General features: G+C 45.0%; 15 protein-coding genes. 1 reads left to right on the top strand and 14 read right to left on the bottom strand.

The genetic code is table 11. The features are described from left to right. Positions 1-21: 21 nt before the first annotated feature. The 14 genes from rplI to pilM all read right to left on the bottom strand — a co-directional run bounded on the left by rplI (position 22) and on the right by pilM (position 11210). Complete coding sequence (rplI, locus tag KI742_RS22240) at positions 22-474, bottom strand: 50S ribosomal protein L9 (protein WP_005381278.1); 453 nt, start codon at positions 472-474, stop codon at positions 22-24. A 33-nt stretch (positions 475-507) separates the two neighbouring features. Continuing rightward, positions 508-735: a 30S ribosomal protein S18 gene (gene rpsR, locus KI742_RS22235; RefSeq protein WP_000090472.1), complete on the bottom strand. Its 228-nt coding sequence runs from the start codon at positions 733-735 to the stop codon at positions 508-510. A gap of 16 nt (positions 736-751) precedes the next feature. Beyond that, positions 752-1054, bottom strand: coding sequence for a primosomal replication protein N (priB, locus tag KI742_RS22230; protein WP_005381298.1), 303 nt, complete (start codon positions 1052-1054; stop codon positions 752-754). A gap of 8 nt (positions 1055-1062) precedes the next feature. After that, positions 1063-1452, bottom strand: a complete 390-nt coding sequence (rpsF, locus tag KI742_RS22225) for a 30S ribosomal protein S6 (RefSeq protein WP_005381299.1) — start codon at positions 1450-1452, stop codon at positions 1063-1065. Between the two features lie 244 nt (positions 1453-1696). Next, the gene (rpe, locus tag KI742_RS22220) at positions 1697-2368 is read right to left on the bottom strand and encodes a ribulose-phosphate 3-epimerase (RefSeq protein ID WP_285385846.1); all 672 of its coding nucleotides are present in this window, start codon (positions 2366-2368) and stop codon (positions 1697-1699) included. A 92-nt stretch (positions 2369-2460) separates the two neighbouring features. Beyond that, positions 2461-3300 carry a Dam family site-specific DNA-(adenine-N6)-methyltransferase gene (locus tag KI742_RS22215; protein WP_005381301.1) on the bottom strand — a complete coding sequence of 280 codons (840 nt, stop codon included), beginning with the start codon at positions 3298-3300 and terminating at the stop codon, positions 2461-2463. A 69-nt stretch (positions 3301-3369) separates the two neighbouring features. Beyond that, positions 3370-4881: an SPOR domain-containing protein gene (locus KI742_RS22210; protein WP_285385847.1), complete on the bottom strand. Its 1512-nt coding sequence runs from the start codon at positions 4879-4881 to the stop codon at positions 3370-3372. A 52-nt stretch (positions 4882-4933) separates the two neighbouring features. Then, complete coding sequence (gene aroB / locus KI742_RS22205) at positions 4934-6034, bottom strand: 3-dehydroquinate synthase (RefSeq protein WP_005381318.1); 1101 nt, start codon at positions 6032-6034, stop codon at positions 4934-4936. Between the two features lie 32 nt (positions 6035-6066). Beyond that, a complete protein-coding gene (aroK, locus tag KI742_RS22200; RefSeq protein WP_005381319.1) occupies positions 6067-6585 on the bottom strand; it encodes a shikimate kinase AroK in 519 nt (172 codons plus the stop codon). A 187-nt stretch (positions 6586-6772) separates the two neighbouring features. Beyond that, a complete protein-coding gene (locus tag KI742_RS22195) occupies positions 6773-8518 on the bottom strand; it encodes a type IV pilus secretin PilQ (RefSeq protein ID WP_262580159.1) in 1746 nt (581 codons plus the stop codon). A gap of 25 nt (positions 8519-8543) precedes the next feature. After that, complete coding sequence (locus KI742_RS22190) at positions 8544-9059, bottom strand: pilus assembly protein PilP (RefSeq protein ID WP_005382766.1); 516 nt, start codon at positions 9057-9059, stop codon at positions 8544-8546. Beyond that, the gene (locus tag KI742_RS22185; RefSeq protein ID WP_005382767.1) at positions 9049-9642 is read right to left on the bottom strand and encodes a type 4a pilus biogenesis protein PilO; all 594 of its coding nucleotides are present in this window, start codon (positions 9640-9642) and stop codon (positions 9049-9051) included. The genes KI742_RS22190 and KI742_RS22185 overlap by 11 nt, the downstream gene beginning before the upstream one ends. Continuing rightward, positions 9635-10210 (bottom strand): PilN domain-containing protein, encoded by a 576-nt coding sequence (locus KI742_RS22180; RefSeq protein WP_005381323.1) that lies wholly within the window; start codon positions 10208-10210, stop codon positions 9635-9637. Before KI742_RS22180 ends, KI742_RS22185 begins: the two co-directional genes overlap by 8 nt. After that, complete coding sequence (gene pilM, locus KI742_RS22175) at positions 10194-11210, bottom strand: type IV pilus biogenesis protein PilM (protein ID WP_005381324.1); 1017 nt, start codon at positions 11208-11210, stop codon at positions 10194-10196. The genes KI742_RS22180 and pilM overlap by 17 nt, the downstream gene beginning before the upstream one ends. Positions 11211-11354: 144 nt before the next feature. On the opposite strand from pilM, the gene KI742_RS22170 reads away from it, so the two are divergent. Continuing rightward, positions 11355-13916, top strand: coding sequence for a penicillin-binding protein 1A (locus KI742_RS22170; RefSeq protein ID WP_005381325.1), 2562 nt, complete (start codon positions 11355-11357; stop codon positions 13914-13916). Positions 13917-13920: the final 4 nt, after the last annotated feature.

Here is a 13920-nt window from a genome sequence, read left to right as displayed (position 1 = left end):
GTATTTCGTCTTGATACTGAATTACTCAGCAGCAACAACTTGTAGGTTCACAGTTGCGAAAACTTCAGAGTGAAGTTGAACGCTGATCTCGAACTCACCAGTTGTACGTAGAGCACCTTCAGGAAGGCGAACTTCGCTCTTAGCAACTTCAACGCCTGCAGCTGTGATAGCGTCAGCGATGTCACGAGTACCGATAGAACCGAATAGTTTGCCTTCGTCACCAGCTTTAGAAGCGATAACTACCGCTTCTAGAGCGTTAACTTTCTCTGCGCGAGCTTCTGCAGCAGCTAGTTGCTCAGCAACTTTAGCTTCTAGTTCAGCACGACGAGCTTCAAACATTTCAACGTTAGCTTTAGTTGCCATAACTGCTTTACCTTGTGGGATAAGGAAGTTACGAGCGTAGCCAGATTTAACGTTTGCAGTATCGCCAAGACCACCTAGGTTACCAATTTTATCAAGTAGAATAACTTGCATTGCTTAATCCTCTTTCTTAATAAAATGAACCGATTACTGATGCTTGTCAGTGTACGGTAGTAGAGCTAGGTAGCGTGAACGCTTGATAGCACGTGCTAGTTGACGCTGGTACTTAGCGCTTGTACCAGTGATACGGCTAGGTACGATTTTACCAGCTTCAGTGATGTAGTTTTTAAGAGTTGCTACGTCTTTGTAATCAATCTCTTGTACGCCTTCTGCAGTGAAACGGCAGAATTTACGACGACGGAAGAAACGAGCCATGGGCTATCTCCTGATCTTAAATTTGAGTAATGTTGTCGGCGTGTAACACTAATTTTCCCACGCCATTTCGGCCGGTTTGATAAGTGACAAAACCACTTACCTTAATGTTACTGCCTTGAACTAAATTCTGAGTTAGTGCTTGTGACCCAAGCCCGCTGACGACTACCGGCATACGACAATAAACTTGTCGAGGTAAGTCAGCTTCGATAATAGTAGAGCGATGCTCCAGCCAAAACCGACAGTGTTCAATGCCACCAGGGCTTTTACTACGAATGGGCGGTTTGGCAATGGTGCCGCTCAGCTCCATTCGATTGGCCATAAGAAAACTTACTCAGCAGCTTCTGACTTAGCTTCAGGCTTAGCTTCAGAACGCTCTTCACGACGTGGAGCACGCTCTTCTTTTTGCTTAAGCATGATAGATTGCTCAGTGATCGCTGCTTTAGTACGCATGATCATGTTACGTAGAACTGCATCGTTGAAACGGAAAGCAGTTTCTAGCTCATCAATTACAGCTTGGTCAGCTTCAACGTTCATAAGAACGTAGTGAGCTTTGTGAAGCTTGTTGATTGGGTAAGCCAGTTGACGACGGCCCCAGTCTTCTAGACGGTGGATTTTACCGCCAGCTTCAGTGATTGAACCAGTGTAACGCTCGATCATGCCAGCAACTTGCTCGCTTTGATCTGGGTGCACCATGAATACGATTTCGTAATGACGCATTGGTTGCTCCTTACGGATTATTCAGCTTCCACAAATGGCTCAGTCGTCCAGAGGAAGCAAGGAACTAAAGATAATTGACTGAGTTTAAGGAGCACGAATAGTACAGAAAGGGCGTAAAATAGGCAAGTGATTATTTGCTCAGCGCAGTGGATATTTAATTTCTTCTAATACTAGAAAACACAAAGGCTGCCAACAAGCTGGCAGCCTTTAAAATCAGCGTGTTATTGCACTGGCTTATCGGTGCTTATTTAACTTCAGCCAGTTCAGCGCGCATTTGATCGATCACTTGTTTATAATCTGGCTCACCGAAAATCGCCGAGCCTGCAACAAACGTGTCTGCGCCCGCTTCTGCAATTTCACGAATGTTGTCAACCTTCACACCGCCATCGATTTCTAAGCGGATATCACGACCAGACTCGTCAATCATCTTACGAACGGCACGCAGTTTATCTAGTGTATGAGGAATGAATGATTGACCACCAAAACCAGGGTTTACCGACATCAGTAGAATCATGTCGACTTTATCCATAATAAATTCAAGACTTGCAAGTGGCGTTGCTGGGTTTAGTACCACACCAGCCTGACAGCCGTGCTCTTTAATTAACTGCAGTGTACGGTCTACATGATCAGAAGCTTCTACATGGAACGTAATCATCGACGCACCCGCTTTTGCGAAATCAGGAATAATACGGTCAACGGGTTTCACCATTAGGTGAACATCGATTGGCGCTGTGATGCCATAATCGCGTAGTGCTTTACACACAGGCGCACCAAAAGTCAGGTTTGGTACATAGTGGTTATCCATAACGTCGAAATGCACCACATCCGCACCCGCTGCGAGTACTTTTTCTACATCTTCACCGAGACGAGCAAAATCTGCCGATAAAATGGATGGAGCAATAAGAAAATCTTTCATACCTGACCTCAGTAGTAATGAGCAAACAATCTGCGCGCAATTCTACCGAAGCCAGTGGGGAGATCCACTATTTAGATATAATAGTGTGAGAATTAAGAGTTTGATTTATCCATGTCTGGGGCATGAAAAAGCGCAAGTAGCTCATCAACTTTATTACGACCGTTACCATTACGGCTAATGGTACGCTTTACTTTTACCACATTAAGATCCGCACCGTGATACAACCGACGTGTCAAGGTAGTGTCGTGGTTAGAAATCAACACAGGAATGCCACGTTCAGTCGCTGTTCTTTCAGCAATGTCGGCTAATGCAGCTTGGTCGTCCAACGTGAAACCATTACCTGCGTATGAGGTGAAATTTGCCGTATTTGAAAGCGGCGCATAAGGTGGATCGCAATACACGACGCTCCCTTTGCGCGCACGACGAAATGTTTCAGGATAACCTTCACAAACGAACGTAGCTTTTTTGGCTTTTTCTGCAAAAAACTCCAATTCCGCCTCAGGGAAATACGGCTTTTTGTAAGAGCCAAACGGTACATTGAAGCCACCTTTTTTGTTGTAACGGCATAGGCCATTAAAACCAAAGCGGTTCATGTACAAAAACGCTAAAGAGCGGTACATCACGTCATCGGTTTTATTAAACTCAGCGCGAATGTGTAGGTAGGCTTCTTTGCGGTTGTTCTCAGCGACAAACCAACGCTTCGCTTCAGAGATATACTCTTCAGGGCGTTCTTTCAGCAGGTTGTACAGATTGATCAAATCTGGATTGATATCTGCAAGTAGATAATGGTCATAATCGGTATTCAGAAACACTGAGCCTGCACCAACAAAAGGTTCAACTAGCTTTCGAGCCGGCGGCAAATGACGTTGGATGTCTTCAACCAGTCCGTATTTTCCTCCTGCCCATTTAAGAAAGGCTCGTTGCTTTTTCATCTACTGCTCTATCTATCGACCAAAAATTAAGGCTGCGGAATGTAACATATTTTTCAGGGAAGCTCAGGTTTATTTCACTCGTTCAATTTCACGGTGAACCTGACGGAGTGATTTTGCCCAAGGACTCACCGACTTAACCGAATCTGGCAAGCTTGCGACGGCATCACGAGCCATTTGAATTGTCGGATAATCTTGATATGTGATGATATACCACTCAGTGTCATTACGAACGGTAGGATAAATTCGCACTTGATTATTCAGTTGATGCTCATTGAGAAAGGATTGTACATCTTCCATTGAGGTCATAGCTGCGAGTTGTAAAGTATAAGCTCTTGGCGATAGCGCTTTTAGTTCTTCACGAGCAAATGAAAACTTCACAACAGGTTGGTTTGCGTCACCCTCTTCTGACTGAGCAGGTGCTTGCGTCATATCTTGATTCGGTTTTACGACTTTAATCAAAGGGGAGCTAGTTTCATCGGCGGTTTCTGTCTTCTCAGTACCTACGACATCATCAATCGCTTTTGTGTCTGCTGAATCAGCTTTACCTTCAAGCAATGCATCGACCACATTCGACTCAATCACCACTCTTTGTTGATTGTCATCACTGCCTACGCTCGCTACTTCTTCTGTCACTGCTGGCGGTAATGAATCAGAATCATCAACCGCACCAGAGTTATCAAGACTGCTAGAGCCATCGGTTACAGGTTGCAGTGAAGATTGCGCTGCACTGATTCCTGACTCTTCAAAAGTTGGAATAGCCGTTTGCTCTAAACTGCCAGCAATTTGCTGCGCTTTATCATCAGGACTTGGTTGACTAAGCATCCACCAATAGCCACCCGCAGCAAGCAACAGTAATACTAATACCACCAACGCAATATTCAGGGGTGAACCGACAATCGAGCGGATAATGATCCTTTTTTCCACTTTCATCTCTCCTAACGCCATGATGTCACCCGGTACTGGGTCGACTTTTTTAAATGCATCTCGAACCCGTTTCTCAGACTCATCATCGACGTAGCGCGCAACAAGTGACTCAAAGAAACGACGAGCTTCCACTTCGGACAACATATCAATATCAAGCTCAACAGGCTTTATCTCTTGTCCATAACTGAGACGTGCTAGCAAACCTTCTAAACGTCCAGACTGTGTAAACAGTAAGACATTGATGGTCCAATTTGACTTATGGTGCGCCTCTAAGACCAGCATCCAAAGCTCAGAGATAAGTGTCTCACTCAATAAATGCGCATCATCTACAACAATTGCAATGTCACACGGCTCATCACCTAAAAGCCTTTCAAGGCTATCAAGTAAAGGCTCTTGCTGATTAAACAATGCGTCCGAAACTAGTTGACTCAAAATAAGGACGCGATGCTGCACATCGTCTTGATTAGAATGACAAAGTAACAAACATTGATTCTTGTTACTGGCACCCACTTCAAGGTATCGCTGCGCTAACCAAGATTTCCCGTACCCATCATGACCATTAATCGCAATGAGATTGGAACCAAAGTTAGTCAGTAGACCTAATCTATCAAGCAACTCGATTTGAGAATCTAATTCCAGTACGTGAGCAACACTCATCTAATAACCTTAATACACTACAAGAATGACGCCCAAAGGCGCCATTACAAGGTTAAATATCGCGACCGAAGTCTATTGCCTGTTTGAGTACGTCTTGTGTCGTATCAGCAATTACCTCGGCAGTGCCAATGCCTGTAGGCAAAACCAATCGTAATTGACCAGAGAGGACTTTCTTATCTCGCATCATGTGCTTGATGAAGTCATCGAAATTCATACTGTCTGGAGTATGCACAGGCAGTTTTGCACGACGCAAAATCGCAACAATACGCTCAAATTGCTCTTCCGAGATCAGACCACGTAGATGCGACGTTTTAGCCGCCATAACAGTGCCGGAAGATACCGCTTCACCATGCAGCCAATTGCCATAGCCAAGTTCCGCTTCAATCGCATGACCAAAGGTGTGACCTAAGTTAAGCAAAGCACGGATGCCCGACTCTTTCTCATCCTGAGCCACCACTTCCGCTTTTATTTCACAGCAACGTGCGATCGCATAAGTTAGTGCTTCTTCATCCAACGCATACAAGCGCTCAAGATTGTCTTCTAACCATACAAAAAAATCTGCATCGTAAATAATGCCGTACTTAATGACTTCGGCGATACCCGCAGCGAACTCACGTTCAGGCAACGTCGACAGGCAGTTGGTATCAATGATCACGGCTTTAGGTTGGTAAAACGCACCTATCATGTTCTTACCCAACGGATGGTTAACCGCGGTTTTTCCACCAACCGAAGAGTCCACTTGGGATAGTAATGTGGTCGGTATTTGAATAAAGTCGACCCCACGCTGGTAACAGGCAGACGCAAAACCCACAAGGTCGCCAATAACACCACCACCTAACGCGATGATCACAACATCACGAGCATAACTCCCTTCCAGTAAGAAGTTCATTACTTGATTAAATACATCCAAGTTTTTGTACTGTTCACCGTCAGGCAATTCTAACAAGGATGCACTACAACCGAGCTGCTCGAGTTGCTTTAAAATTTTGTCTGCATACAAAGGTGCCACTGTGACATTACTGATCACAACAACTTTTTGTTTTGCATTTTTGTTTGAGAGAACTTGAGAGAGGTACGCCGGGTCCTCAAATAACCCGGCGCCAATAGAGATTGGGTAGCTACGCTCAGCTAGGTTGACCGTAATCCGTTCCATCGGTTTGCTCCAATTAAAAAAAAGATAAAGACTTATCTCTCTTCTAGCATTTTTACGATCTGGTTGGCTACCACTTTTGCACTTTGATCGTCAGTGCGAACAGTGTAATCCGCTACTTCTTCATATAAAGGATTACGTTCTTCAGCTAATTGCTCCAGTACTTCGCGAGGGTTATCCGTTTGAAGTAAAGGACGCTTCTTGTCGCGGTTTGTACGCGCAAGTTGCTTTTCAATCGTCGTTTCTAAGTAAACAACAACACCACGTGCCGAAAGACGATTGCGGTTTTCTTTGCTCTTAACAGAGCCACCGCCAGTCGCAAGCACGATGCCTTGCTCTTGTGTTAGGTCTTCAAGTACCGCTTCTTCACGCTTGCGGAAGCCTTCTTCACCTTCTACATCAAAAACCCAAGAGATGTCTGCACCAGTGCGTTCTTCGATCACTGTATCGGAGTCAACAAACTCCATATGCAGTTGCTGTGCTAGATGTCTACCAATTGTACTTTTGCCGGCGCCCATTGGGCCAACAAGGAAAATATTACGTTTCTCAGCCATGTTTAGCAGTAATTTACAACATTGATTCAATAAGATCGCCACAAGAAAACACAGCTAAACTGCTGTTCTACAAGGCTTGTGGCACCAGTTCCTCACAGATAATTCGTGATAAGACCCGAAATTATCCAAGCATGGTGCCACTATTGCAACTTTATTTTTGATTTAATCAGTTTTTCCCGAGACAGAACTACTGAATCACCACCTTAGGCGTGACGAAAATTAACAGCTCACTTTTGCCAACATTCTCATAACTTCGACGAAAAAGAGCACCTAATAGCGGCAGGTCGCCCAACAAAGGCACTTTGTCCACCGAGTTAGTAATGCTGTGCTGAAAAATACCACCAAGAACGACCGTTTCACCGTTATTCACTAACACTTGCGTCCCGATACGTTGAGTATCAATCGCAACAGCTTCACCAGTGCCTGTCTTCACGACTTGTCCAGGTCTATCTTGCGTGACACTTAAATCCAACACTAAGCGGTTATCCGGTGTGATTTGCGGGGTCACTTTCAAACTTAATACCGCCTTTTTGAACGTCACCGTCGTTGCACCACTTGATGATGACTCAAGATAAGGAATCTCTGTACCTTGTTCAATATAGGCAGGCTTCTTATTGGTAGTGATCAAACGTGGGCTCGAGATAATCTCAGCTTTAGACTCTTGTTGCAGAGCAGAAAGCTCAAGATCCAACAAGGTGTCTGAACCTAACTTTGCGACCTGAAAAGCAATGCTGGTCGCATTCGGGCTGGTTGCAGCTAAGTTTACATTTAGGAAGTCATCGATCCCTACTCCATCACCGTCACCACCGTCATCACCCCCTTCTCCATTATAGAGACCGATCGTGGCGAGGTTGTTCTCAATAGAACCGCCCACTGTATTACTGCCATTAATAGACGTAAAACCCCAACGAATACCTAGCTCGTCCATGTTACCTTCATTGATGGTCACAATACGCGCCTCAATTTGAACCTGTTTAACTGGAATATCCAAAGACTCAATAATTTCTCGAATCACCTCGATGTTTTCAGGTAACTCTCTAATCAATAACGAGTTAGTTCGCTCATCAATGGTCATACTGCCGCGCTCTGACAGCATGCTGATATTTCCTTCTCCATTGATCATCTCCGCAATGTCTGATGCTTTAGCAAAATTAACTTTGATGATTTCAGATGAAAGCTCTCCCATTTCTTCCGTAAGTTTTTGTTTTTCTAACTGCTGCTTCTCACGCAAGTCCAACTCATCAGTCGGAGCAACTAAAATCACGTTGCCATCAACACGCTTATCTAACCCCTTAACTTGCAAAATAATATCCAGCACTTGCTGCCAAGGGACACCATCAAGACGAAGCGTGAGGTTGCCTTCTACAGAGTCGGAGACAACCAAATTGAATTGGTTGTAATCAGCAATAAGCTGCAAGACGTTTCGCACAGGAATATCTTGGAAGTTAATCGAAATAAGCTTACCTTCTCTTTCTAAAATGCTTTTATCTGGGGCTTTCTCATTGGGTTTGATCTTCGCTACTTTGATTTCCAAAAAACGCCCCGTTAAACGGTAATCATGCATGTATTCTTCATTGATGTGCGCAGCCAAGCGCGTCGTCGAGGTGTCGCGAAACACTTCTACGCTCTCAACCACAGTCGAAAAATCTTTCACGTCTAGGAGATACAATTGCTCGTCTTTTACTGAAGTGTTAAGCAAATCGATACTTAACCCTTCCTGTACACGCTTGATATCTACAATCGCGGCCGGTGACGCCAATTCGACGACAATCACGGCGTCTTTATCTTTATTAGTTCGAAAGTCGATACTTTTTAGGGCATTGGACGAAACTTCTTCAGCTGCCGCTAAAGGGGCTAAAAATACAAACAACCATAAGGAGAAGAGCCCAGTAAGTATCCTTGGTGTACGTGTTAATCCTTGTCTCATTTTCATTACTCAATATCAAAAATAAATGGGGCTATCTCAAAGCCAACTTAACTTTACGTTTTTGCCAACATCCTAAGCCGTCGGGCAACGTTTCATTAATCAACAAGTAGGAGTGGCTGACATGGGTCACTTTGCCATTATTGCGTCCGAGGTATTGACCCGGCTTAACTTTATAGACGGTGCCATTGGGAGCCTGAACGAGGCCAGAAACCGTGTTATCCATGCCCATGACACCTTTCAAACGTAATTGGCTTAATGGGAATTTTTCTAATTTACCAGTTCGCCTTCTTGAGGGCGGTTGCCAACAATCTTTTCTTGCAACTGGCTGAGTCGCGATAGTGGCTTCTTTGGGTAATTCAAAGGGTGCACGCTGTACTTCCGGTGCGTACGTGACTGCAACATACTTGTCTGCGGGCTTAAGCTTCTCGACCTCTCGACGCGCCTGTGTTTCCACTCCTCGAATAAAATCCGTCAATGATTCATCATTCGCCTGGCAGCCCATCAATAGAGAACCCATCAGTACCAGCAACAAAGACTTACTTGTCATTTTTCGTCTCCTCCGGCTTAAACTGATAGGTATTAGCACGCACCCGAAAGTGCAGGGTTTCGCTCTCTTGGCTGACACGTTGCCAAGTCACATCTTTAAACGTGATGATTCGAGGTAGCGTCGCTATCGCCTGAGAAAAATGGCCGATGTCATGAAAGTCGCCCGTTAACTCTATGTTTAAAGGAAGACGATAAAGGAAGTGCTCTGATTGTTTTTCGCCCCAGTCGATTCGGGTGAAAGTCAGCTTATTGTCGATGCCAAGCTCATTCACTGAAGCGAGCATTGTAGCCAGCTCTTTTTGCGCAGGCAGTTGTTGCAGTAATAACTCGTAACGAGTGGTAAGTTCATCCAATTGAGATTGAAGCTGAGGCAACGCTGCCACTTTGTTCGCTTTGATCTTCAATGCCACCTTGAGTGTCTGCTCCTGCTGAATCAAGTGATTCAACTGTTCTTCTTTCGGTTTAAGGTAAAACCAATAACCTAAGCCTTGAATCGCCATGATCAGAAGTACGATTACTACAATCTGGGGCAACAATGGCCACTCGGCCATTTCATCTATTTCGAGATCCTGCCAATCAACCACGTTGAGCCTCCAATTTCTTCTCCGTTACTTTGAACATGAAAGACACTTTGAATGTTTGAAACTCTTTCCCAAAACGGGCTTTGCCGTGAACGATGGAATGCATTTCTACGTCGTTCAACTTGGCCGAGCGCTCCATGTTGTCTAGCATCGTGGCAAGTTTTGGAGTGCTATCTGAGATCCCAGAGATCTCAATTTCCAGATCATTCATTTTGATCTTGTCGACATATACACCTTCAGGGATAACGGCAGGCATTAAGTTCATGAACTCGGTCGTTTTGTTTCGTCCGTTTTGTAAACCTTCAACGACCTTTAGACGTTCGAGGATTTTGCTGTGCTCTTGCTCTGCAATTTTCATTGCTTCAATACGCTGGTCGAGTTCGGCAATGTAGTGAGTGAGGTAATCGAGCCGCTCCTGTTGTTGATCTTGTTGGTACTCAAAAAACTTTCCAATACCCCACTGGATGCCAACAGCGACCAACATACCTAATGCGACCAAACTGATGAAACGACGTCGGTGCTCTTCTCTTTGATTCTCTCGCCAAGGAAGTAAATTAATGCGATAAAGCACGGGCGCCTCCTAGCCAATGAATGCCACGAACGGCCAGTCCGGCTGCTGTTGAGAAATGCTGCCAATCCACAGCACGACGCTTACGCTTAGACACCTTCATCTCAAATAGCCCTAGCGGATTTAGCAATTCACACTCTAACGACAATTGTTGAGACAACTCCTCTGCGAGCATGGGAGTGGAGGCCCCTTCCCCTGATAACCAGATACCCTTGATGTTTTGTGAGCCATTGATTGAGGTATAGAGCTGCATCTGGCGCTTTACTCGCTCTACGATTTGACGGTTAAACAGCTCTGTTTTCTCCTGAGCATCATCGGACAGAAAATCGACTGGAGAAGCGCTGTTTGCTCCGCGTGTGCCGTAAGCAAACTCTTTGTGAAACAGTTCACCTTGTTCGGTAAACATGGTGAAGGAGCTCGATAAAGTGCCAATATCGAGTAAGCAGTATTTGTTTTTGTCAGGAAAGCGATCGGCGGTGAGCTTCCAGATATGACCAAGGCTTTGCGAATGCACGTCCACTAAAACAGGTTTTAGTCCGGACTTTTGTAATGCATCGACTCGGCCTTCTACCACATCTTTTCTTGTCGCAAACACTTGATAGCTATCACTGCCACTCTGCCCGCCCTCAGCGCGAAGACGAACGAAGTCTAAACTCAGCTCTTCGACAGGGAATGGCGATTGATGAGAAAAGGCTTGTATCACTGCAAACTCAACTTCACTCTCTTCAAGATTTTGTTCTATTTGCAGTTTCTTGCTAATTACCGAGTTATCAGGAACTGAGATCGCAACTTTTTTAGCACCAAAAGGCAGTTCTTTTTTTATCTGCTTGAGGGTCTTTACAATTTCTTGATGATTTATGGTGTTATTTTCAGCGACAATACCTTCCTTTAGTAATATTTCTTTGTAACCCAACAGAGCGTAGTTGTTGCCTGTGGGTTTAAGTACTACGGCTTTGAGGCTGTTATGGCCTATATCGATGCCGGTAACGATTAGCTTATCCATCTCTTACTCTCGCTCCGAAATTTCTTCGTGCAAAGGTTGTTATTAGCATCCAAATAAGAGTTAATATCTCTTATGTGCTAAATTTTTGACCTAAGAGTACAAGGGTTTGCCGTTACACAGCCTCAACCAATCAGGGATTCTCCGGTGAAGTTCATAAAGCGTTTATTATTTTTAACATTGATTTGCATAATTCTTGGAGTCACCACAATATTTGGCTTCTATCAGTACGTGAAGCCTGAATTGCCAGATGTTGCAACTCTAAAAGACGTTGAATTACAAACACCTATGAAGGTGTTTAGTCAAGACGGGAAGCTGATCGCACAGTTCGGTGAAAAGCGTCGTATTCCTGTTACTTATGACGAAATTCCTCAAGACTTAATTCACGCGCTCATCGCAACCGAAGATAGTCGTTTCTATGAGCATCCTGGTATCGACCCTATCGGCATCACTCGTGCAGCGGTTGTTGTTGCGGTTTCAGGCTCGGCTAAACAGGGTGCAAGTACGATTACGCAACAGCTAGCTCGTAACTTCTTCTTATCTAATGAGAAGAAGATCATGCGTAAGATTAAAGAGATTTTTATTGCTATCCATATTGAGCAGCTTTTAAGTAAGCAAGAAATCATGGAGCTTTATGTCAATAAAATCTTCCTTGGTTACCGCTCATATGGCTTTGGTGCTGCCGCTCAAGTGTATTTTGGCAAGAGCCTTGATGAATTGACGTTAAGTGAGATTGCAACACTCGCTGGTATGCCAAAAGCGCCATCAACCATGAACCCAATTTACTCTCTTGAGCGCGCAACAAAACGCCGTAACGTTGTATTAATGCGAATGCTTGATGAGAAATACATTACACAAGAGCAGTATGACGAAGCACGCAATGAACCTATCGTGGCGCGTTATCATAGCGCTGAGATTGAGCTTTCCGCACCTTACGTAGCAGAGTTGGCTCGTGCATGGGCAGTAAAAGAGTACGGTGAAGAAGAAGCTTACACCTCTGGCTTGAATATCTACATGACTGTGGATTCTAAACTGCAAGATGCTGCAAATACGTCTGCGGTAAATAACCTCTTGTCATACGATGAACGTCATGGCTACCGTGGTGCAGAAAGTGTGCTTTGGAAAGAAGGGGAAGCGGCCTGGGACAATGAGCAAATAGAAAAGCACCTGAAGAAACAGCCAACTTATGGTGACCTTTACCCTGCGGTTGTGACGAAAGTCGATGATAAGACGGCACAAGTATGGGTTAAGAACCATGAAGAGCAAACCATCCCTTGGACTGGAATGCACTGGGCGCGTAAGTACATTACTGATAACCGCCAAGGCTCAACACCAAAGTCAGCGCATGATGTGCTAGCGACAGGTCAACAAGTTTGGGTTCGCGAAGTGAGTGAAACCGATGAAGATGACAACACAACACTGAGCTGGAAACTGAGCCAAGTGCCGACAGCAAACACCGCGTTTGTTGCGATGAACCCAGAAAATGGCGCGATATTGTCGCTGGTTGGTGGTTTCAACTTTGTTCACAGCAAGTTTAACCGTGCAACCATGTCAGTGCGTCAGGTTGGTTCAAGTATCAAGCCTTTCATCTACTCGGCAGCAATTGACAAAGGGCTGACTCTAGCCACTTTGATTAACGATGCGCCGATTAACAAGTGGGATGCAGGTTCTGGTTCAGCTTGGCGACCAAAAAACTCACCACCGACTTATGGTGGTCCAACGCGTCTTCGCCTCGGCTTAGCTCAATCAAAAAACGTCATGGCAGTGCGTACACTCCGTGAAGTTGGCCTCGAGGAGACACGTCAGTACCTTACTCGTTTCGGTTTTGATATTAACCAAGTACCACGCTCAGAGACCATCGCACTCGGAGCTGGCAGCTTAACACCAATGAAAGTGGCACAAGGTTACTCTGTGTTTGCGAACGGTGGTTATTACGTTGAACCATTCTATGTAGAACGCGTGGAAGATGCATTCGGTGAAGTACTGTTTAAAGCCAATCCAAAGAGTGTTTGTCATAAGGATTGTCCGCAAATGAGCGAGCAGCCAGAAAATCGCTACGCTGATGAATTTGGCGAACAAGACGTCGCAATTGATGGCCTAGCAACAGACAATGCCCTTGAAAATGATGAACCTCAATATGCACCGCAAGTTATCTCTGAACAGAATGCATTCTTAATGCGTGAGATGATGTACAGCAACATTTGGGGTGGCGGTAACTGGCGTGAAGGCACAGGTTGGAATGGTACAGGCTGGCGCGCGCAAAAACTTGGTCGTCGTGATATCGGGGGTAAAACGGGTACAACGAATGATTCCAAGGATGCTTGGTACAATGGCTATGGACCTGGTGTCGTTGCGATAGCTTGGGTTGGCTTTGATGATCATTCACGTGCACTTGGCCGCACCACTGTTAACAGCAACCTAGGGCAAGGCCAAATTTCTGGTGCCGAGTCGGGTGCGAAAACCGCAGAGCCTGCTTGGATTGACTTCATGCGTGTTGCGCTAGAAGGGACGCCGGAGCAAGGTAAAAATATTCCAGAGGATATTATTCGCGTTCGTATTGATCGCAACAGCGGTATGCTAACGCACAAGGTAGATAGCACATCAATGTTCGAATACTTTGAAAAAGGCACGGAGCCTACCGAATACGCTGGCGACCGTTTAGAAGATAGTATTTATTCTTCAGGTTCTGGCGCAGAAGAACTGTTCTAAATCA

The organism is Vibrio sp. D417a, from assembly GCF_030248595.1.
Taxonomy (GTDB): domain Bacteria; phylum Pseudomonadota; class Gammaproteobacteria; order Enterobacterales; family Vibrionaceae; genus Vibrio; species Vibrio alginolyticus.
This window is presented reverse-complemented; position numbering and strand designations above follow the sequence as displayed.

Excerpts from the sequence above, each read along its gene's own strand:
- rplI (WP_005381278.1), bottom strand. The coding sequence starts at position 474 with ATGCAAGTTATTCTACTTGATAAAATTGGTAACCTAGGTGGTCTTGGC.
- aroK (WP_005381319.1), bottom strand. The coding sequence starts at position 6,585 with ATGGCTGAGAAACGTAATATTTTCCTTGTTGGCCCAATGGGCGCCGGC.
- priB (WP_005381298.1), bottom strand. The coding sequence starts at position 1,054 with ATGGCCAATCGAATGGAGCTGAGCGGCACCATTGCCAAACCGCCCATT.
- KI742_RS22190 (WP_005382766.1), bottom strand. The coding sequence starts at position 9,059 with ATGACAAGTAAGTCTTTGTTGCTGGTACTGATGGGTTCTCTATTGATG.
- KI742_RS22215 (WP_005381301.1), bottom strand. The coding sequence starts at position 3,300 with ATGAAAAAGCAACGAGCCTTTCTTAAATGGGCAGGAGGAAAATACGGA.
- KI742_RS22210 (WP_285385847.1), bottom strand. The coding sequence starts at position 4,881 with ATGAGTGTTGCTCACGTACTGGAATTAGATTCTCAAATCGAGTTGCTT.
- pilM (WP_005381324.1), bottom strand. The coding sequence starts at position 11,210 with ATGGATAAGCTAATCGTTACCGGCATCGATATAGGCCATAACAGCCTC.
- aroB (WP_005381318.1), bottom strand. The coding sequence starts at position 6,034 with ATGGAACGGATTACGGTCAACCTAGCTGAGCGTAGCTACCCAATCTCT.
- rpe (WP_285385846.1), bottom strand. The coding sequence starts at position 2,368 with ATGAAAGATTTTCTTATTGCTCCATCCATTTTATCGGCAGATTTTGCT.
- rpsR (WP_000090472.1), bottom strand. The coding sequence starts at position 735 with ATGGCTCGTTTCTTCCGTCGTCGTAAATTCTGCCGTTTCACTGCAGAA.
- rpsF (WP_005381299.1), bottom strand. The coding sequence starts at position 1,452 with ATGCGTCATTACGAAATCGTATTCATGGTGCACCCAGATCAAAGCGAG.
- KI742_RS22195 (WP_262580159.1), bottom strand. The coding sequence starts at position 8,518 with ATGAAAATGAGACAAGGATTAACACGTACACCAAGGATACTTACTGGG.